The sequence below is a fragment of the Pantoea sp. SGAir0183 genome (assembly GCF_043545505.1).
Genome location: NZ_CP028053.1, coordinates 4,025,545 through 4,044,687, shown reverse-complemented (window position 1 = coordinate 4,044,687; position 19,143 = coordinate 4,025,545). Strand labels below are relative to the sequence as shown.

Annotated in this window: 17 protein-coding genes; 7 read left to right on the top strand and 10 right to left on the bottom strand. The window is 55.6% G+C overall.

The window, feature by feature from the left end; all coding sequences use genetic code 11:
• Positions 1 to 9 precede the first annotated feature (9 nt).
• Genes C1N59_RS18880 through C1N59_RS18870 form a run of 3 tightly spaced genes read right to left on the bottom strand, consistent with a single transcriptional unit; the run spans position 10 to position 3,756 of the window.
• Positions 10 to 1,110, bottom strand: a complete 1,101-nt coding sequence (locus C1N59_RS18880) for an ABC transporter substrate-binding protein (protein WP_058702365.1) — start codon at positions 1,108 to 1,110, stop codon at positions 10 to 12.
• Positions 1,107 to 2,207 carry an ABC transporter permease gene (locus C1N59_RS18875; protein ID WP_394550077.1) on the bottom strand — a complete coding sequence of 367 codons (1,101 nt, stop codon included), beginning with the start codon at positions 2,205 to 2,207 and terminating at the stop codon, positions 1,107 to 1,109. The genes C1N59_RS18880 and C1N59_RS18875 overlap by 4 nt, the downstream gene beginning before the upstream one ends.
• 22 nt (positions 2,208 to 2,229) lie before the next feature.
• Entirely contained in the window at positions 2,230 to 3,756 is a 1,527-nt protein-coding gene (locus tag C1N59_RS18870) for a sugar ABC transporter ATP-binding protein (protein ID WP_006121621.1), read from the bottom strand.
• Positions 3,757 to 4,075: 319 nt separating this feature from the next.
• Here C1N59_RS18870 and C1N59_RS18865 point away from each other — a divergent pair, with 319 nt between their 5' ends.
• A complete protein-coding gene (locus C1N59_RS18865; RefSeq protein ID WP_006121620.1) occupies positions 4,076 to 4,888 on the top strand; it encodes an IclR family transcriptional regulator in 813 nt (270 codons plus the stop codon).
• Positions 4,889 to 4,924: 36 nt separating this feature from the next.
• On the opposite strand, the gene C1N59_RS18860 is transcribed toward C1N59_RS18865, so the two are convergent.
• The 5 genes from C1N59_RS18860 to C1N59_RS18840 form a co-directional block, all read right to left on the bottom strand.
• A complete protein-coding gene (locus tag C1N59_RS18860) occupies positions 4,925 to 5,449 on the bottom strand; it encodes a GNAT family N-acetyltransferase (RefSeq protein WP_033739108.1) in 525 nt (174 codons plus the stop codon).
• Positions 5,450 to 5,509: 60 nt separating this feature from the next.
• A complete protein-coding gene (locus tag C1N59_RS18855) occupies positions 5,510 to 6,088 on the bottom strand; it encodes a P-loop NTPase family protein (RefSeq protein WP_033739110.1) in 579 nt (192 codons plus the stop codon).
• Positions 6,089 to 6,175: 87 nt separating this feature from the next.
• Positions 6,176 to 6,487, bottom strand: a complete 312-nt coding sequence (locus C1N59_RS18850) for a cupin domain-containing protein (protein WP_394550076.1) — start codon at positions 6,485 to 6,487, stop codon at positions 6,176 to 6,178.
• Between the two features lie 175 nt (positions 6,488 to 6,662).
• Positions 6,663 to 7,997: a carbohydrate porin gene (locus tag C1N59_RS18845; RefSeq protein ID WP_394550075.1), complete on the bottom strand. Its 1,335-nt coding sequence runs from the start codon at positions 7,995 to 7,997 to the stop codon at positions 6,663 to 6,665.
• A gap of 211 nt (positions 7,998 to 8,208) precedes the next feature.
• Positions 8,209 to 9,171 (bottom strand): aldo/keto reductase, encoded by a 963-nt coding sequence (locus C1N59_RS18840; protein WP_324020612.1) that lies wholly within the window; start codon positions 9,169 to 9,171, stop codon positions 8,209 to 8,211.
• 347 nt (positions 9,172 to 9,518) lie between these two features.
• Here C1N59_RS18840 and C1N59_RS18835 point away from each other — a divergent pair, with 347 nt between their 5' ends.
• Positions 9,519 to 10,625 (top strand): endo-1,4-beta-xylanase, encoded by a 1,107-nt coding sequence (locus tag C1N59_RS18835; RefSeq protein WP_394550074.1) that lies wholly within the window; start codon positions 9,519 to 9,521, stop codon positions 10,623 to 10,625.
• Here C1N59_RS18835 and C1N59_RS18830 read toward each other — a convergent pair whose 3' ends face one another.
• Complete coding sequence (locus tag C1N59_RS18830) at positions 10,626 to 11,630, bottom strand: GlxA family transcriptional regulator (RefSeq protein ID WP_394550073.1); 1,005 nt, start codon at positions 11,628 to 11,630, stop codon at positions 10,626 to 10,628.
• Between the two features lie 116 nt (positions 11,631 to 11,746).
• Here C1N59_RS18830 and C1N59_RS18825 point away from each other — a divergent pair, with 116 nt between their 5' ends.
• Genes C1N59_RS18825 through C1N59_RS18815 form a run of 3 tightly spaced genes read left to right on the top strand, consistent with a single transcriptional unit; the run spans position 11,747 to position 13,517 of the window.
• Positions 11,747 to 12,523 (top strand): alpha/beta fold hydrolase, encoded by a 777-nt coding sequence (locus tag C1N59_RS18825; protein ID WP_394550920.1) that lies wholly within the window; start codon positions 11,747 to 11,749, stop codon positions 12,521 to 12,523.
• 24 nt (positions 12,524 to 12,547) lie between these two features.
• Positions 12,548 to 13,174, top strand: coding sequence for an FMN-dependent NADH-azoreductase (locus C1N59_RS18820; protein WP_033739123.1), 627 nt, complete (start codon positions 12,548 to 12,550; stop codon positions 13,172 to 13,174).
• A gap of 16 nt (positions 13,175 to 13,190) precedes the next feature.
• Positions 13,191 to 13,517 carry a YciI family protein gene (locus C1N59_RS18815; protein ID WP_394550072.1) on the top strand — a complete coding sequence of 109 codons (327 nt, stop codon included), beginning with the start codon at positions 13,191 to 13,193 and terminating at the stop codon, positions 13,515 to 13,517.
• Between the two features lie 43 nt (positions 13,518 to 13,560).
• Here C1N59_RS18815 and C1N59_RS18810 read toward each other — a convergent pair whose 3' ends face one another.
• Complete coding sequence (locus C1N59_RS18810; RefSeq protein WP_033739125.1) at positions 13,561 to 15,222, bottom strand: methyl-accepting chemotaxis protein; 1,662 nt, start codon at positions 15,220 to 15,222, stop codon at positions 13,561 to 13,563.
• Between the two features lie 606 nt (positions 15,223 to 15,828).
• Between C1N59_RS18810 and C1N59_RS18805 the strand changes: the two genes are divergently transcribed.
• Together C1N59_RS18805 and feoB are read left to right on the top strand one after the other, a co-directional pair.
• Positions 15,829 to 16,053, top strand: a complete 225-nt coding sequence (locus tag C1N59_RS18805) for a FeoA domain-containing protein (RefSeq protein WP_162286133.1) — start codon at positions 15,829 to 15,831, stop codon at positions 16,051 to 16,053.
• Positions 16,053 to 18,386, top strand: a complete 2,334-nt coding sequence (gene feoB, locus C1N59_RS18800) for a Fe(2+) transporter permease subunit FeoB (RefSeq protein ID WP_394550071.1) — start codon at positions 16,053 to 16,055, stop codon at positions 18,384 to 18,386. Before C1N59_RS18805 ends, feoB begins: the two co-directional genes overlap by 1 nt.
• The last annotated feature ends 757 nt before the right edge of the window (positions 18,387 to 19,143 follow it).

Below are 19,143 nucleotides of genomic sequence, written 5' to 3'. Positions count from 1 at the left end.
TGGCCTCCGTTACTTCACGCCCCAGATGGCTTTGTAATGGTCCTGATAGCCGTTTTCCGGATCGTAGTGGTTCTGCGGTCCGCCATCCCGGCTGATATTTTCCGGTGTAATCAGGTGCGCAGGCGTGACATAGCCTGACGGGGGCTGTCCGGCGAAGGCGCGGTTGAACTCATCCAGCAGTTGCCAGCCATGCAGTTTTAGCGGTTCAGCGACGGTCGCGACCTGGCTTTCACCATTGCGAATGCGCTGGAAGGCCGACACCGAGCCGTCGCCTGCCGAGATGTTATACGGTGCGTTTTTGCCGCCTTTCCCTGCGGTTTTCAGCGCGGGTGCCATAAAGTCAAAATACAGGTCATTAATCGCCAGCGAGTACTGCCAGTGGTCGCCGTACTTCTGTAACAGGCTAAAGGTCAGCGACGGCATACGGTTAGAGGTATCGGCCAGCGGCGTGTCAATAAAGTCGATGACTTTACACTCGCTGCACTTCTCAATTTCCTGCTTCATCGCATTGGCTTTATCCAGCGCGATTTTGTACAGCGAGTCGGTGAAGATAATCACCTGCGCTTTGCCGCCTGACTTCACAATGGCGTACTGCGCCGCCAGACGGGCAACCTCATTAGAATCGGACGTAATGTTATCGGTGATCCCGTACTGCTTAATCGGGCCCGGCTGAGGCTCTGCGTGCCAGGCCATCAGCACGATTTTTTGCTGCAGGGCTTTTTTCAGCGGCATTTTGGCGACGTTTGGGTTCCAGCCGCCGATAACGATACCGTCAGGGCGCTGGGCAATCGCCTGATTCAGCGCCGCCAGTTGATCTTTGACAGAGCCTGCGCCGTCCAGCGTATCCAGCGTCCAGCCAGCCACTTTCGCCGCTTCGCTCAGGCCTTGCTGAACGCCCTGCACACCGCCGTTTTTCATATCCGAGGCGATAAAGATCAGTTTCTTTTTAGGCTGTAGCTTTGGCCCGGTCGTCGGACCGTCCCAGGTCGTGGCGCTGGCCGTCGCTTTGGCCACGGCCGCTGTCGCCTGATCGAGATAGCTGTCTGCATGGGCTGGTAAGGTGGCGACCAGCATGGCGATGAGAGAAAGACCAAATACCGGATTTTTCATAATGAGTTCCCTGGTGTGATGGTTTTTTGCTGTGAGTCAGGTGTGGTCGCCGGCGTGCTCTGACTACGCACGACGGCTTTTTGATTCAACATACGGCGGCGCTGAGCGTAGCCGGCCAGCGTAATCGACAGCAGCAACGTGGCACCGTTAAACAGCGGTTCCACCCAGAACGCGCCGCCAAACTGCTGAATACCGGCAATCCCGATAGCCAGGATAGCGATGCCGACCACGGTGCCCCAGACGTTTACCCGCCCCGGACGAATGGTGGTACTGCCCAGAAAAGCCCCGACCAGCGCAGGCAGCAGGTAATCCATCCCGACGCTGGCCTGGCCGACGCCCTGTTCCGCCGCAATCAGCACCCCGCTGAAGCCGGTGATCACACTGGAGGCGATAAACGCGCCGATCACGTATTTATTCACGGCAATACCGTTGAGGCGCGCGGCGACGGGGTTACCGCCCACGGCATACATGCACCTTCCCAGTGGCGTGTGCTCAGTGATCAGCCACAATACCAGCGCCAGGCCCAGCACATAGAAGGCACCAATCGGAATGCCAAATACTTCGGTACTGTGCAGCGCACTAAAGGCATCCGGTAAGTCACCAACAATTTGGCGACCGCCGGAGTGCCACAACGCAATGGCATACAGCACCGTGCCGGAACCGAGCGTGGCGACGAAGCTGTCGATATCCGCCAGCGCCACCAGAATGCCGTTCAGCAGGCCATACAGCGCCGACAAGACCAGCACTGTCAGCACCGCCATCTGCCAGGAAAAACCGTATTCCACCTGAAGCGTAATGGCCAGGATGTGCCACAGCACGATCCCGAAACCGACGTTCAGGTCGATTTTGCCCACAATCATCGGCAAGGTGGCGGCCAGCGCCAGCAGGGCGATTTTGGCCTTACTGGACAGAATGGCCTGCACGGTGAGCAGGGATGCGAAAGTTGGGGACAGTACCGAAAACAGTAACGCCAGCAGCACACATAACAACAGTAATCCGTAGCGGGTGACGATCTGCATCGACCATGGCGCAAAACCATGCTGAGCAAGGCTGACCCGTTGTTCAAGTGCAGTAGATTTCACCGAGGTTTTAGACATAGCGTTTCTCCTGACTGCCTTTTCAGACGGTAGCGAAGGGGGCAGCAGAGCTGGCTGAGGCCAGCTCCAGTAAATTAGCAAAAGTGACCTGTTCGTTTTTCAGTTCACCCACTACCTGGCCCCGGTTAAACACCAGCGCGCGGTTACAGATATGCGCGATTTCCTCCAGGTCATTCGAGATCACCAGCACTGCCACGCCGTCTGCCAGCGCTTTGTTGAGCAGGTGATAAATTTCTTCGCGCGCGCCCACGTCGACGCCCGCAGTGGGATCTTCAAGAATCAGCAACGGGGCATTGAGGTGCATCCAGCGGGCCATCACCACTTTTTGCTGGTTGCCACCGGACAGGGCGCTGATATCCAGATCCACGTTTTTAGGGCGCACGTCGAAAAGCTGCACTTTCCACCAGCTGGCACCTACCTCCGCGCGGCGACCATAATGGGACATCACCCGGTGCCCGCTCGCGCAGGGGTTGAGAAACAGGTTTTCACGCACGCTCATCGACATAACCAGACTTTCACCGGTGCGATCGCCTGCCACAAACGAGATGCCTGCCGCCATAGCCTCGCGAGGCGATCGGGAATGGCAGGGCTTGTCGCGAAAAATGACCTGGCCCTGGGTAGCCTGTTTCAGGCCAAACAGCATCCGGCCAATCTCTTCCTGACCGGCACCACGCAGGCCGGCCAGCGCCAGCATTTCGCCGGGTTGCAGACTGAACGAGACCGGGCCCACTTCATCGATGCAGAGCTGATTCAGTGACAGCACGGGCGGACGCCCCTCAGGCAGCACAAGGCGCTGATTGCTTTCCAGCGCTTCGCCGACAATCATTTCAACCAGATCGTGCAACCTGTAGTCTGCCGTGTTGCCCTCTGCGACGCGTTTACCGTCCCGCATCACACAAATGCGATCGGCAATTTCAATCACCTCATCCAGACGGTGAGTCACGTAAATCATGCCGACGTTGCGACTTTTCAGGCGTTCTATCACGCTAAACAGATGCCGTACGTCATTGGCGGGTAACGAGGCGGTCGGTTCGTCCAGTACCAGTACTTGCGCGTTGACGGCTACCGCGCGGGCAATGGCCAGCAGCGATTTTTCCGTGCGTGACAGTTCAAATACGCGGGCATCGGGATCGAGCTGAATACCGACGTCTTCCAGCGCTAAACGTGCCCGTTCACGCACGGCCCGCCAGTTAATCAGGCCCAGGCGACGGTTGAAGCCCATGATCAGCGCCATATTTTCCGCCACCGTCATCCACTCGATCAGCCCCAGATCCTGATGAATAAAGGCGACAGGCTGGCTGGTGGCGGTTTTTAGCGCGGCCGCTGAGGGGATGGGGTTGCCATTAAAGGTTATCTGGCCTTCGTCGCTGGTATAAACGCCGGCCAGTACCTTAATCAGAGTCGATTTACCCGCACCGTTTTCACCTAACAGCGCGACCACTTCGCCCGGAAAGACATCCAGGCTTACGTCATTGACGGCAGGGTTCCCCCCGAAACGTTTGGTGATATGGCTTAGTGTCAGGACCGGTTTATCCGGGTTAGTTTGCATTCCAGCCTCCCGTGACGCCTGGTGAGTAGTGGCAGCAAGCGTGGTGACGCGCTCTTGCTGATTTCAACATGTGAAATACTATTCCAAAAAATACTATCCCTGAAAATGCGGAAAAGCAAAGAAGCGAGGCGACTATTTCCTCAGTAGAAACATAGGGTTAAAATATTGTTTTGAAATTGTGATGAACAGCGCAATTCCTGCCAGGCGGAATGCGATCGCCAGGCCACACTAAAAAAGCGAAAGATTCCCAGTTGTTATGCCATGAGTTAACATCATGCGATAGTGCGCTCAGGAAGTCAGAAACGGAGAGGATCGGCGGATGGTGGGTAAAGTGGATAAAGCGAAGGAAAATAAAAACGATAAGCCGTTGGGAACACAGAGTCTGTTTCGTGGCCTTCAGTTAATTGAGTTACTGAGCAATTTCCCGAACGGCTGCCCGCTGGCACATCTCGCTGAGCTGTCCGGCATGAATAAAAGCACCGTCCATCGCCTGTTACAGGGGCTGCACAGCAGTGGCTATGTCACCCAGGCCCCGTCGCCTGGCAGTTATCGCCTGACGACCAAATTTATTTCGGTCGGTCAGAAAGCGCTGTCATCGCTCAATATCATCCACGTAGCCGGACCGCATCTGGAAAAGCTCAACCTGGACGTGGGCGAAACGGTTAACTTTTCCAGCCGTGAAGACGATCATGTTGTATTGATCAATAAACTGGAACCCACCACCGGCATGATGCGCACACGCGCCTACATCGGGCAGCATATGCCGCTCTATTGCTCGGCGATGGGCAAAATTTTTCTGGCCTGGGGCAGTGAAGAGTACCTGCTGCACTACTGGCAAAGCCATCAGGACAGCATTGAGCAACTGACAAAAAACACCATCACTACCTTGCCTGAGATGCAGCAGGAACTGAGAGATATTCTGCAGCAGCGCACCGCGATGGATCGCGAAGAGAACGAGCTGGGCGTGACCTGTATCGCCGCGCCGGTATTTGATATTCAGCAGCGCGTTCCCTATGCGGTGTCGGTCTCGCTGCCGACGGCCAAGCTGCAACAGATTGGGGCAAAAAACCTGATGGCGAAGGTGGTAGCGACCGCCCAGGCGATCTCACACGAGCTGGGCGCTTCCGCCTGAGCCCTGGGCAGCGGCCCGCCTGGCACGCATCCTGCGCTATCCGTTTTCAGGCGGGATACTGTCGCCCGCGCCAAGTGTCCGCTGCATCAATACCGTGTCCAGCCAGCGCCCGTGTTTGTAGCCTACGGAGGTTAGCGTACCGGCCACGGTGAAGCCCGCCGATCGGTGCAGAGCGATGGAGGCCACGTTGGCGCTGTCGCCCACATTCCCGACCATCTGGCGAAAGCCCCTGCTTTCAGCCCAGTCAATCGCGTGCGCCAGCAGGCGTTTACCCACACCTTTCCCCTGAAAAGCCGGATGGATATAAAGGGAATCTTCCAGGGTAAAACGATAAGCCGGGCGCGGACGATAAAAGCCCAGATAACAGTAACCGCAAACCTGGCCGTCTTCGATGGCCACAAACCAGGGCAGTCCGGCGGCACGGATTTTTTCTAACCGGCTGGCGAGTTCGGCTTCATCAGGCGGATCCAGTTCAAAACTGCCCGTGCCATGCATAACATGGTGAGCATAAATCTGTTGCAGGGCGGGAATGTGGTCATCCTGCGCGAGCGTGATGTGCATTCTGCGATTCCGGAGTGAGCCAGTAAGGATCATGACAATACAAAAGACAGGCAGGAAAGGCTACCGGCCTGTTTTGCCGGGTAAGATCCCTGTCGCAGGACGGGGCGTCAGGCACCACTCCTGCCAGGCGCGGTTTATCGCTTTTGCACCTACCAGACGGCACCTGGGCAGGCTAAGTCCCTGATACAGGAGGTGATAGCGACGGCGATTGCCCGGCGTCACCCAGGTGATATGCCTGAGCATGGCGAGATTGATGTGATCGGTGCTGCCTTGCAGCGCCCCGGCACGCGGCGTGGTGGCACAGCAGCGCCGGATATAACGCAGTAAACTGACAGGCATCGCGAGATCCAGCAGGATATAGCCTGTTGCGCGCGCCAGTCTTTCGGGCAGGCAGCGCGTATAATTGCCTTCGATAACCCAGCGTTCTGCACTGATTGCCTCGCGGTGAAGCTGTAAAAACACGGCGTGCTCTCTGGGCTGCCAGTCGGTATTAGGCTGGTGATAAAGCTGATCGAGATGAATAACGGGCAGCGACTGCTTTTCCGCAATCGCCACGGCCAGGGTAGATTTACCGCTGTTTGAGGGGCCCATGATACAAATGCGCGGACCCAGATGTGCAAGCGGCGGCAACGGTGTCATCAGGCGAAACCTCCGTCAAGGCTGTGTTTGCGCCTCAGTATACGCGGAAAATGTGCGCCAGCCATCGTGCCTCAGGGCTGGCCGGGGTCAGACCGATCCCGCTTTCTCGATCACCAGTACGCGCGCTTCGCCCTGTGGATGGGCAACATGTTCCGTGCCCACGCTGGCATAAAAAATATCCCCTGTCTGCAAGCGCACTGTCCTGATGTCTCCGTTTTCCTTGTAGTGCATCTCTACACAGCCATCCATCACCGCAAAAACTTCCTGACCGTCATTGATGTGCCACTTGTAGGGTTGATCCGTCCAGTGAAGCCGTACGGTTGTGCCATCAAAGTTAGCGATGTCGAGTGCACCCCAGGCCCGGTCGGCTGAGAACGCTTTGCTGATATAGGTTTGCATGGTTTTTCCGTTATGCGCAGTGGTAAGACATGGATGAGGTTATACCGCGTGAAGTGGGGCAGGGCTTGCAAAAAATTGCGGAAAACTGAGGCGAATCAACAGAGCAGGTACGGGATGAAAGCGTCAGGGCAGGCGGGAAAGCAGACCTGCCCTGCGGGCAGGTCTGAAGGGCGGATCAGAAATTCACGTTAGCGCTGATTCCGCCGACAAAGGCATCTTTCACGTCGCTAACGGCACCCGGCGCAACAACGTATTGCAGGTTAGGACGCAGTTGCAGCCATTTGGTCAGCTGCGCGTTGTAATAGATTTCATAGTTGTACTCCGAACCGTCCTGAACAGGCAGATAGGTCGGGCTGTTAAAATCGGTCTGCCCGCTGGCGTCGTTCTGTTCACGCAGCGAACGCGTGTAGGCGCTGTTGACGTGAATACGCGCCGCGCCGATGCCAATCTCATCCTGCGGACGGGCATCGAACGGTCCTTTCCAGGTGAAGCTGACGGACTGATAGTTATCCGTTTTCGAGGTTTTATGGTCGTTCATCACCGCCTGAACCGTCACGCCCAGACCCCGGCTGGCATCGCCGCCCTGCGCCGTCAACTGCTGCTGCAACAGGACATAGCCGCCGTAAGCATGATTTTTGCGCTGGTAAGCGCCGTCACGCCAGCTGCCATAGTTGTCGCCATTTGCGGACGAGTAGTAATAGCCGATACGATAGTTACCCAGCAACTTGTCGGGGCCTAACGTCGGTTTCCAGCCTAACTCGACCGGCACCAGATTCCCCTCTGAGTTGCTGGTATCCAGCCGGAAACCATCGCCACGGTCGTAATTCGCACGGTTTTGATTGTAGAAACCGACCTGGAAGAACACCTCTGGCGTAACGTTGACTTTTAGCCTGCCGCCCCACTGCGAAACCGGCCAGTTAAACCAGCGATCGCCGCGCCAGTTACCGGCCTGGCCGCTGCCAAACGCCAGGTTCTGGAACTTGCTGTCGAAGTTATCGAAATCTTCGCCGACGGTAACGCGTCCGGCTTTCAGATTGACCGTGTTATCGAACAGGCCTTTGCTTAACCAGAACTGCGTCAGGCGCCACGTCTGGCCACGACCGTACACCTCCTGGGTAGAAGAGAGCATCCCGGTGCGGCGATCGGCCACCTGATCGGAGATGTTGCGGCCATTGCGATCGGTAATGGTGACCTGGAACTGCGTATCCTGCCAGTCGAGGAGTTTTTGCAGATCGAAATTGGCACCAAACGCCCACTGGTCGCTGTAGCGCATCGAGGTATGGCTGTCAGCTCCGCCACCCAGATTGGCGGCACTTTCCATGGTGTAATTAACATCTAACTTAATGCCGTCGTTTTCTAACTGCGTTCGGTTACCGCCCCAGTCGCCAAACAGGTAAGGTGAGTCATAGCTAAAGGCATCGGCGGCCAGCGCGGAGGCGCTCAGCATCGCAAACATCAGGCTGCCAGCGGCCAGGCGAGGCATAAACTGCACTGCTTTTTTTGTATTCATCAGCGTTATTCTTTATGAAATGACAGGAAAAGACAGGGCAGAGAATAATGCTGACTAAATGTCAATTTTTGCAAATCTGTGCGTATGTAACTGCAAAGTGGTAAGGAATTAACGCAATTGTGACAGTTATCGCTGAATGAATATTTTTATAGCTAAAAAGGCATTTATTGCGAGGCAAAGTAAAAGGGATGCCGCGGCATCCCCGGAGGTTTTATGGCTTGCTGGCCTGGGACAGCTCTTCAATTTCTTGCTTGCTCAGCGTCAACTCAGTGGCTTTGACCAGTTCATCAAGCTGCGACAAGGAGGTCGCGCTGACGATAGGGGAGGTAATACTCGGGCGCGCGATGAGCCAGGCCAGCGCCACCTGCGTGGCTGACGCATCATGTGACGCCGCCACGTCTTCCAGCGCTTCAACAATGCGTTTACCGCGTTCATTCAGGTACTTATCTACAATACCCTGACCGCGCGCGCTCTTGCTGGCATCCTGCGGTTTTTTATATTTGCCGCTGAGAAAGCCGCTGGCCAGCGCGTAGTAGTTGATCACGCCAAGCTGATTCTCTCGCGCTACCTGCTCCAGCTCGCTTTCATATTCTTCACGGTCGTAAAGGTTGTAGAGCGGTTGCAGGGTTTCGTAACGCGCCAGCCCATGCTGTTTGCTGATGTCCAGCGCCTCCTGCAGTCGCGCGGCGCTGTAGTTGGAGGCCCCAATAGCCCGGACTTTGCCGGCTTTGATCAGAGCGTCAAAGGCGGTTAACGTGTCGGTCAGTGGCGTGGTTTCATCATCGCGATGCGCCTGATAGAGGTCGATCACGTCGGTTTGCAGACGGCGCAGCGAGTCCTCGACGGCCTGGCGAATATAGCCGGGTTTCAGTCCCTGCTTCTCCGGTGACATTTCGATGCCGACTTTGGTCGCCAGCACTATCCTGTCGCGTTTACCGCTTTTCTTCAGCCATTTGCCGATGATGGTTTCGGATTCGCCCCCCTGATTGCCGGGCGCCCAGCGTGAATAGACATCGGCGGTATCGATAAAGAACAGGCCTTTTTCCACCAGCGCGTCGAGCAGAGAAAACGAGGTTTTCTCGTCTACCGTCCAGCCAAAGACATTGCCGCCAAAGGTCAGAAGCGGCACAGAGAGGCCGCTGTTGCCGAGGGGGCGGGTTTTAGGCTGCGTCATAGCATTCTCCTTTATTAAACGTATCAGGTGTACTTATCAGCTTAGCAAAGGTAATTCGACAGCCTTTCATTCGGTTTGTCAGCCTGTGCGGCATAACAAGGTAGCAAAGGTCACTTTTACCGCTGGCACGGCAGCGCCCGTCCTGAAACATGCAGGCACACAGCCCCGCGAATGCCAGAAAACCCGATACCGTAAAGCGAGGGATTTTACATTCAGAAATCTGGCTTTACCGACGTGGACAAAATCGTTGCTGACGGGCCTTAGGGCTTGGGGTTATAAGAATACCGGGCTGGTGTGATGCGACCTTCACGATGATCGGGCAAAACGTCACAGGAGACGTGGCACTGATGAAACCTCATAATCTGTCTGGCTTCACATCCACGCCGCGACGTCGGTTCTTAAAACGCAGCGCGGCGCTGTTGCTGGGTTCCGCATTGCCGATACCGGCCTTCGCGGCCGAACCGGCTTTCCCCCCCTTAAAGCGCATAGCCGCGCAGCGTCATCTTCTGTTTGGGTTCGCGGTCCGGCCCGAGCGTTTGCGGTCCGATGCGCATTACCGGCAGTTTGTGGCCAGCCAGGCCAATATTATTGTTCCGGAAAACGCGCTGAAGTGGGTGGTCGTTCAGCCTGAGCAGAATCGCTACGATTTTTCTGGCCCGGATACGCTTGCCGCCTTTGCCAGAGCGCAGGGCCTGCTGCTACGCGGGCATACCTTTTGCTGGCACCGCGCGGTGCCGGACTGGCTGCTGGCGATTCGCGATGCCACGCTGCTGGAAAAAGTGTTGAGAGACCATATTCATACCGTCGCGGGGCGCTATCGGGGACAGATACAGAGCTGGGACGTGGCGAACGAGATTATCAACCTGTCTGACGGTTTGCCTGGCGGATGGCGCAACAGTTTCTGGTATCAACGTCTGGGAACGCGTTATCTGGATATCGCCTGTGACGCGCTGCATCAGACCGATCCTCACGCCGTCATTTGCTATAACGATTACGGGCTGGAAAGCGACCATGACAACGCGCAACGAAAACGCGACGCTGTGCTGGCGCTGCTGCGCAATTTGCAGGACAGACAGATCCCCATTGGTGCGCTGGGCATTCAGTCTCATCTCAAGGCCGGTCCGGAGTACGCGTCTGGTCCGGGACTGGCGACATTTATTCGTGAAGTGAAAGCGCTGGGCCTGGCCGTGTATATCACCGAACTGGATGTTGATGACAGCCGCCTGCCGATGGCGCGCCGCGCCATGGCGGTCGCCAGCACCTATAAGCGCTATCTTTCGCTTGTGCTGGAAGCCGGTGTCGACGCAGTGCTCACGTGGGGTGTCTGGGACACGCCCCACCGGACGGCGGCGACGCCGAAGGCAAGCGATGGGCTGGCCACCGGACCGTTGCTGTTTGCTAAAGACGGCCAAATCAAAGACGCCAGTTGGGCAGCGCTGCATGCGCTACGCTGATTAACGTGTTGCGGGCGCCGCTCTGGCGGCAATCCACTGTCGATAACGCGCGGGTGTCATCGCCATCACCTGATTAAACGCTTTGCGAAAGCTGCTTTCGTCAGAATAGCCACAATCGGCGGCCACCTTACGGATGCTTACGGTGGGGTTCTCCAGGAGAAGACAGGCACCTTCAATGCGGACCCGGGTAATAAACGCCTTAGGACTTTCGCCGGTCAGCATTTTCATTTTACGGTGCAACGTACGTTCGCTGGTATGTAACGCAGAGGCCAGCCGTTCTGCCGTGATGCCTGGCTGTTGATAGCGAATAATCTCTTCCGCCCGCATCAGCAACGGGTGCTGAGTGTTAATAAACCCGGGCGGCGCATACAAACGTTGCGACACGGGCTGGGCATCGGCAACGGCCATATCAGCAACCTGTCTGGACACGTCCGCTCCCAGTATCCTGTGCAGCAAATGCAACGTGAGCGCGCTCCACGAGAGTGGGCCACCCGTAGTAATGATATTTTCCTGTTGTTCGAGCGTTTTTCCCCATACCGGACGCGCATCCGGATAGCGCTCCCGCAGGGTTGGAAACAGCCACCAGGTGGTGGTACAACGCCGACGACTGAGCAGCCCCGCTTCGCCCAGCACCAGACAGCCCGCGCAGGCGGCACCGACGATGGCACCCTGATGGTACATTTTTTTTATCCAGTTCCCCGCCTGTATGACCGCCTCCGGATGGTGCGGAAACCGATCGCGGCCCAAGGCCATTCCCCCGACCAGGACGATATCTGACGCCTCTGCCTGGCTGAAATCAGCATCGACATGTAGCCATCGTCCCTGCGCATCGCGCACGGGCTGGCCATCAGCACTTACGATTTGGACCTCCAGCGGCGCGCGGGTCGGTTGCGCCGCAATATCGGGGCGAGACGCAATCACCTGGCGCGCAATCCATAAGGTGTCACAAAAGCCGTTGACGGCAGAAGGCAGGCTGCCTTCCAGCGCCACAATCGCTATGCGCATAGCCAGTCACTCCTTATGGCGAGTTTTGCCTGTTAGTTGTCTTATTCGCCATCTTACACGCTCTTTTCGCCCGATCTACCATGGTCAGCATGAAAACGACCACAGGAACAGGCGAGATGCGGCGAAAGAGCAGTAAGGCGAAAAGATTAAAGCATGCGGTGCTGCTGGGGCTGACGTTATTGAATGTGCCGCTCGCTGCGCAGGCGACGGTGAAAAACATCGTCTTAGTCCACGGGGCGTTTACTGACGGCTCAGGCTGGCGGGCGGTGATTTCACGCCTTCAGCACAAAGGTTATCACGTCACCGCCGTTCAGAATCCATTGACCTCATTGCAGGATGACGTAAAGGCGACGGAGGCGGTCATTGCGCGTCAGCAAGGCCCGGTGCTGCTGGTTGGGCATTCCTGGGGCGGTGTGGTGGTGGCTGATGCTGGCAACGATTCGCGCGTAAGGGGCATGGTTTTTCTCTCTGCGCTGGTGCCCGACAGTAATGAATCTGCTGCCGGGCTGTTGCAACGACTTCATGCCCCGATGACGGAAATGAGGCCGGATAAACACGGGATGATCTGGCTGGATAATGCCCAACAGTTTGGTGAAATGCTGGCCGGCGACGTGCCTGATGCGCGGGTGCGCGAACTGGCTGCGGTACAACAACCTGTTGCGGCGAGCGCTTTCACTGACAAGGTGATGCGAGCCGCATGGAAAATCAAACCCACCTGGTATTTGTTGACCACGCAAGACCGGGCGCTGCCGCCCCGTGTCCAGTCTGACATTGCTGCGCATATTGGCGCACGCGTTCAGCGTCTCGCATCTGGTCATTTATCGCTGGTTTCACATCCTGAACAGGTGGCTGCGTTTATCGATCGCGCGGCCAGAACCCTTCCATCGTCATAGCACCATCACTCTCAGGGGAATCCCATGAACAGATTACTTCATATTGACGCCAGTATTTTCCAGACGCCGTCGGTTACCCGGCAGCTTACCGCGGACATCGTCAGAAAACTGTTGGCAAAGTACCCCGCTGCTCAGGCGACTTACCGTGATGTCGTGGCCGAGGAAATCCGTCCTCTTAACGCGGCCATCGCGGCAGGTTTCAGGGCGGGAAACGACGACAACGTCAGTGAGTACATAGCAGAACAGCATCGCTTATCTGACCTGCTGGTGGCGGAGTTTCTTGCCAGTGATGTGATAGTCATCGGTGCGCCGATGTACAACTTTTCGGTGCCTGCCCAACTAAAATCCTGGCTGGACCGGATCGCGCAGGCAGGCAAAACATTCAGTTATACGGCACAAGGCCCGGTGGGATTGTCAGGTGGGCGAACCGTGATCGTGGCCTCGGCGCGGGGCGGCTTTTACCACGGCGGTTCCCTTGAAGAGTGGGATTTTCAGGAACGGTATCTGGCCGCTTTTTTTCGGTTTTTAGGCGTTGAGCATATTCATGTTATCCGTGCAGAAGGGGCTTCAAAAGGGGAAGCCATTCAACAGCGTGAAATCGGCAACGCGTTTAATGCCGCCAGCACGCTCATCCAGTCACTTGCGTTGTAATCCACAGGAGAACCTTATGCTTTACATTGTTACGCTGAGTTATCGTGGTGCCGCCGCCGAACGTGAAAAACACAGCGCGGGTCATAAAAGCTGGCTGGTGGAGCACATCAAGACGGGCGAGGTGGTTTTGGCCGGACCGCTGGAAAATCAGCAGGGCGGCGTTGTGCTGTTTCTCGCCTCTGATGAGCAGGCTGTTCGCGACAGGTTGACCGAGGATCCCTTTGTGGCGTTGGGACTGGTTGATGTAGCTGTTACGGGCGTTTATCCAGCCCTGGTTTCTTCTGTATTTGACGCCGACTGGGGCAGTGAAACGAAGGTCGTTGATATGGCCCACCACGCCTGAAGCCGTTTGCCGCGGAGCAGGGCATCGCTCCGCGGCAGGTCGATCAGAATGACTGCCAGTTATCCGCTGACGGTGCGGTAGACACAGGCGTCATAACGGGTTTTTTCAAAGCTGTGCTGCGGGACGTCGCCAGACCTGTGGTCGGCTTTCTGCCCGTGTTAAACACGGAGACCGACTGACGTAACTGCGTAGCCTGATCTTCCAGTGAGGCTGCCGCACTGGCCGATTCCTCTACCAGCGCCGCGTTTTGTTGCGTGACGCCGTCCATTTCCGATACCGCTTTCGTCACCTGTTCAATACCGCGTGTCTGCTCGGCCGAGGCCGAGGCAATCTCAGCCATCAACTGGGTCACGCTGTTAACGGAATGCACAATGCTTCCCATGACATCACCCGCTTCGGAGGCATGAGTCGAACCGCTGTTGACACGCTGCGTCGATTGTTCAATCAGCGTGCGGATCTCCTGCGCCGCGCTTGCACTGCGTCCCGCCAGTGAACGCACCTCACCGGCGACTACAGCAAAACCGCGCCCCTGTTCGCCTGCGCGCGCGGCTTCGACCGCAGCGTTAAGCGCCAGGATATTCGTCTGGAACGCAATGCTGTCGATAATGCCGATGATGCTGGCAATCTGTTTGGAACTTTCACTGATCTGCTCAATATTGGAAATCACCTTCGCCACAATCTGGCCGCCCTGCGACGCCATCACCGCGGCATCGTTCGCCATCGCGGTGGCCTGCTGTGCATTTTCCGCGTTCAGTTTTACTGTCGAGGTCAGTTGCTCCATGCTGGCTGCCGTCTCTTCCAGTGCGGCCGCCTGTTGCTCGGTGCGGGCAGAGAGGTCGATGCTGCCGGCCGATACTTCTGCTGCGCCGGTGAAAATGGACTGCGTTGCATCATCGACAGAACGAATCGTCACCACCAGCGCGCTGCGCATCTCTTCCAGTTGGCTGAGGAGCCGTCCGGTTTCATTGTGACTGTCGCTGGCGATCTCACGCGTCAGATCCCCGGCAGAGATCGCGCGCATGTAGTCGGTTGCCAGAGTCAGAGGTTTCAGCAGCAGTGTCCGCAGGCCAGCCCATACGCTGGCAACGGTCACCAGAGCAATAACTGCGATAATCAGCAAGGTCCACAGCATATTGGTGTAGTTGTGATCGTTTTCTGCGGCGATTTCCTTCATCAGCTGATAGTTAGCGCTCCGCCAGGCCTGATAAGCCTTATCCAGCTGATCCTGCGCTTCCTGTGCATCAAGATTGCCGTAAGCCTGATAGTTGTTATTTCGCAGGAACTCGACCGACGCGAGCATGGTATCGTGCATTTTGCTGTAAGCCGTCTGCACGTTTTGGGTCAGTTCCGCATGCTGTCCGGGTAAGGGCGGGGCGGCTTTGTAGGCTGAAAAATACTCATCGGCTTTTTCAGCAGATTGTTTCGCTGTGTCCAGCAGTGTGGCAATCGAGGCCAGAGATGCCGGATCCTTCTGGTTTTTCAGAAAACGAATAGCCACCCGGCTGACGGTGACACGCGTCTTTATCAGCGTCTGCACACTATCGCTCAGTTGCTGTTGTTGTAGCGTCAGTTGTTCAGTGTGAGAAAAGTTGCGTCCCGCCTGGCTGACAGACGAATAAAAAAGCGACCCGGTAAGCATTAACAGCGCACTGAACAAAAACAATACGGCAATAATGCCCGTTGTAATTTTAAGGTTTTTAAACATGGCGGCGATACCTGATAAACGTGGATACAGGTATATCGGTATTTAACGGATTACCTTAATAGTGACGCCATAAATAATGTGATCTATGACGATTAGTTTAAAAATAAAATGACGCTTTCAGGAAAAGCGTGTTTTTTTAAGGGGTTGGCATAGTCACAAAAACGGGGTGATCAAGGGGCCGTTTATGCAGAAATGTACCGGGAGTTACGTTTTTTCGCGCAATAATAAGATGAAGGCCTGGGTGAGACATTTGCGCGTTAATATTTTTCGCTGCCCTCATACGTGACCGCAATCTGACGTTGTGTCCGTCTTCGCTGTATAAGCCGTGCTTCACAGACAGGGGGCTGAAAATAGGTATGGCAACACCATCTGTTATTTTCCCACTGCTGAGGCCGCTCAGCCTGTTTGCCGCTGAGGGACGTTTCTGACAATCTTCCGCAATGCTTCTTTCCGGATGGCCATTAACCCGAGCGGGCCGTCAGGGTGAAATAGCATATCAGCGTATTTTGTCGCTATCCTGTGCATCATCCCCATCCAGATCAAGAAACAAGAATAGTTATCATTTGTATAATTCCTGCCTTAGTTGTTAACGGTTGGGATATATCTGTGAAAATCAAAACACACACCACCTATCGTGTCAGAGGCTACCAGCCTTCTGTTGATCCCGCCTGGCGGCAAAAATTACTAACCATGGGCGTGCTGCCCGGCACGCTGATTGACATTATCCGTACTGCACCACTGGGCGATCCCGTTCATATCCGTACGCGTCGCCTCAGTCTGGCGGTGCGGCAACGCGATCTGGCTTCGGTTCTGCTGGAAGAAGTCCGCTGATGAGAACATTAACCCTGGGTCTGATCGGCAACCCGAATACCGGTAAAACCACGTTATTTAATCAGCTTACCGGGGCCCGCCAGCGCGTAGGGAACTGGGCGGGCGTGACGGTAGAACGCAAGGAAGGGCAGTTCTTTACGGCTGAAACGGATGTACGGCTGGTTGATCTGCCAGGCACGCGCTCGCTTACAACGCTTTCGGCGGACAGCGCCATCGATGAAAGTATCGCCTGTGGGTATCTGTTTGAGAATCACGCCGACCTGGTGATTAATGTGGTAGACAGCTCAAACCTGGAGAGTCATCTTTTCCTGACTTTTCAGCTACTGGAGCTGGGCATGCCCTGTATCGTGGCGTTAAACATGCAGGATATCGCGCTCAGCCAGAATATCATCATCGACAGGGCAGCGCTGTCAGCCCGGCTGGGGTGCCCGGTCGTGGCGCTGACGTCAACACGTGGCGAAGGCATCGCCTCGCTTAAACGCGCCATTGACGACTGGCAGGGAGAAAGACCGCCACAACCTCTGGTTTATTCTCGTGAAATTGAGACGGCCATCGCGCGCCTGCAAACGATGATGCCTGCGGACATCGCCAGGCAAAAGCAGCGCTGGCTGGCGCTACAGCTGCTGGCGGGTGACATTAACAGTCAGCGCATCTGTCCCACAGTCGTCCCCCAACTGCCGGCGATCAGGCAGGCGGCGGGCGGCGATCCGGCAATGCATGTGGTGAACTGTCGTTATCAGGCTATCAACGCGCTCTGCGCCGCGGTCTGTAACCTCAATAAAGCCGCACCCGCTGCGCTGACTGAGTGGCTGGACAGCCTTGTGCTGAACCGGTTCCTGGGAATACCGGTTTTTCTGGGCGTGATGTATCTGATGTTTGTGCTGTCAATTAACATCGGTGCAGCCTTCCAGCCTTTGTTCGACAGCGGATCGGTGGCGCTGTTTATTCATGGCGCGCAGTGGCTGGGCTATACCTGCCACTTTCCCGACTGGGTAACGGTCTTCCTTGCGCAGGGCATAGGGGCCGGGATTAACACGGTGTTGCCGATTCTGCCCCAGATCGGCCTGATGTACCTGTTTCTGTCTTTTCTTGAAGACTCGGGGTATATGGCGCGTGCAGCGTTTGTAATTGATCGCCTGATGCAGTCGCTGGGCTTGCCGGGAAAATCCTTTGTACCGCTTATCGTCGGGTTTGGCTGCAACGTGCCTTCAGTAATGGGCACGCGTACGCTGGATACACCCCGTGAGCGCTTACTTACCGTGCTAATTGCGCCCTTTATGTCCTGCGGTGCGCGGCTGGCGATTTTTGCGGTTTTCGCCGCCACCTTTTTTGGCGCCTGGCGCGCCAGCCTGGTTTTCTCTCTGTACGTGCTGGGCATTATCGTGGCCATCGTCACTGGGCTTATCCTGAAAAATACGCTGCTGCGCGGCGAAGCGTCACCTTTTCTTATGGAGCTGCCGGTCTACCATCGCCCCCATGTGAAAAGCCTGCTGATCCAGACCTGGCAACGTTTAAAGATGTTTATCGTGCGCGCAGGTCGCGTCATTATTGTGGTCAGCATGGTGATCGGATTACTCAGCAACTTTTCGTTTAGTGGGGCAACCGTAGACCATATCAATGATTCTGCGCTGGCTACTGTGAGTAAAGTCGTCACGCCAGCCCTGCGACCTGTCGGCGTGACATCAGACAACTGGCAGGCCACGGTCGGGCTGGTGACAGGCATCATGGCGAAAGAAGTCGTGGTCGGTACGCTGAACAGTCTTTATGTCGGCGAAGATGTTCAAAGCGGCGCGTTTCGCCCGCAGGACTTTTCGCTGTCGGGTGAGTTAGGTGACGCGCTGAAAGAAACCGGTGACAGCCTGAAGAGCGCATTCAGCCTGCGTGCGCTGGCCAACCCTATTGAAGCGAGTAAAGGTGACAGTACAATCAATGCGACGCAAATGGGCGTGATGAGTGCGAAATTCGGCAACGGCTTCGCAGCGTACAGCTATTTGCTGTTTGTGTTGCTCTACGTTCCCTGCGTATCGGTGATGGGCGCAATAACCCGGGAAGCCGGGAAAAACTGGATGCTGTTTTCCTTTTTCTGGGGCCTGAACGTTGCGTACTCCGTTGCTACGCTGTTTTATCAGAGTGTCAGTTTTCGCCTGCATCCGGGGTTTAGCGCGCTGTGCCTGATGAGTGTGGTCGTGCTTAACGGTCTGGTCATTAGCCTGCTGCGCCACGCAGGTGGACGTGTGCGCACGAAGCCGGTTTCCGCACCGCTCACCTCATCGCGTAAGACAGGATGTGGCGGCTGTGCAGGATGTGCTGAGCACCGGCACGCCAGCGACTGAGGACGACGGGGATGCGTGCGGCTGCCCATGATAACCGTGGGCAGACGGAGCCGCCGGAAAGCAATGACGATAAGGTTAGCAGTCTGATCGCACGGCTTCCTCGGTCGCCGTTGAACGAAGAGGCAATGCCGGAAGCATATTTAGCGATTCTCTCCGCGACCCGGGCGGAATCAATCTCACCGCAGAAAGCCAGTCCATGCAGCCCCGGGGTGTGCCAGTCCACGCATATTTTCAGGCGCTGAGATTTTTTATATGCCCCAAAAAGTTAAACGTTAATTAAACACTTCTGTTTCTTCTGGTATATTTATTTATTTTTGCTGGACACGCGTTGTTTTTTATTAATGTGTCATCTGAAATATGTCGATTTTTATAAGGAAGTTCTTATTAATTTTTGCCGGGAAAAGTGTCTTCCATTTTTCACTTCACTGGCTATTGTCTGAATGTTCTCTTTACGCTTTACATTGCGAAGGTGGCTTATTGCGGAAACGGTCCGCGCCTGAGTAGAGTATCACAGACAGGATCTCTGTATTTCCGCAGGGTTCAGTAACGCCATTTTAAATTACAGAATACTCTTAGTTTTGATGTCATCTTCATGTTTATGCTGTCTTTTATTTTCTGGTTTCATGCTATACATATTTTGATACAAAAATTGGCGATGTGCATACAGATGACTGATTTAGAGTAGCGAAAAATTTTTACGAATAAAAATAGCTGGAACTAACCGACACATTCCCTGCGCTACACTTTAATAAATATG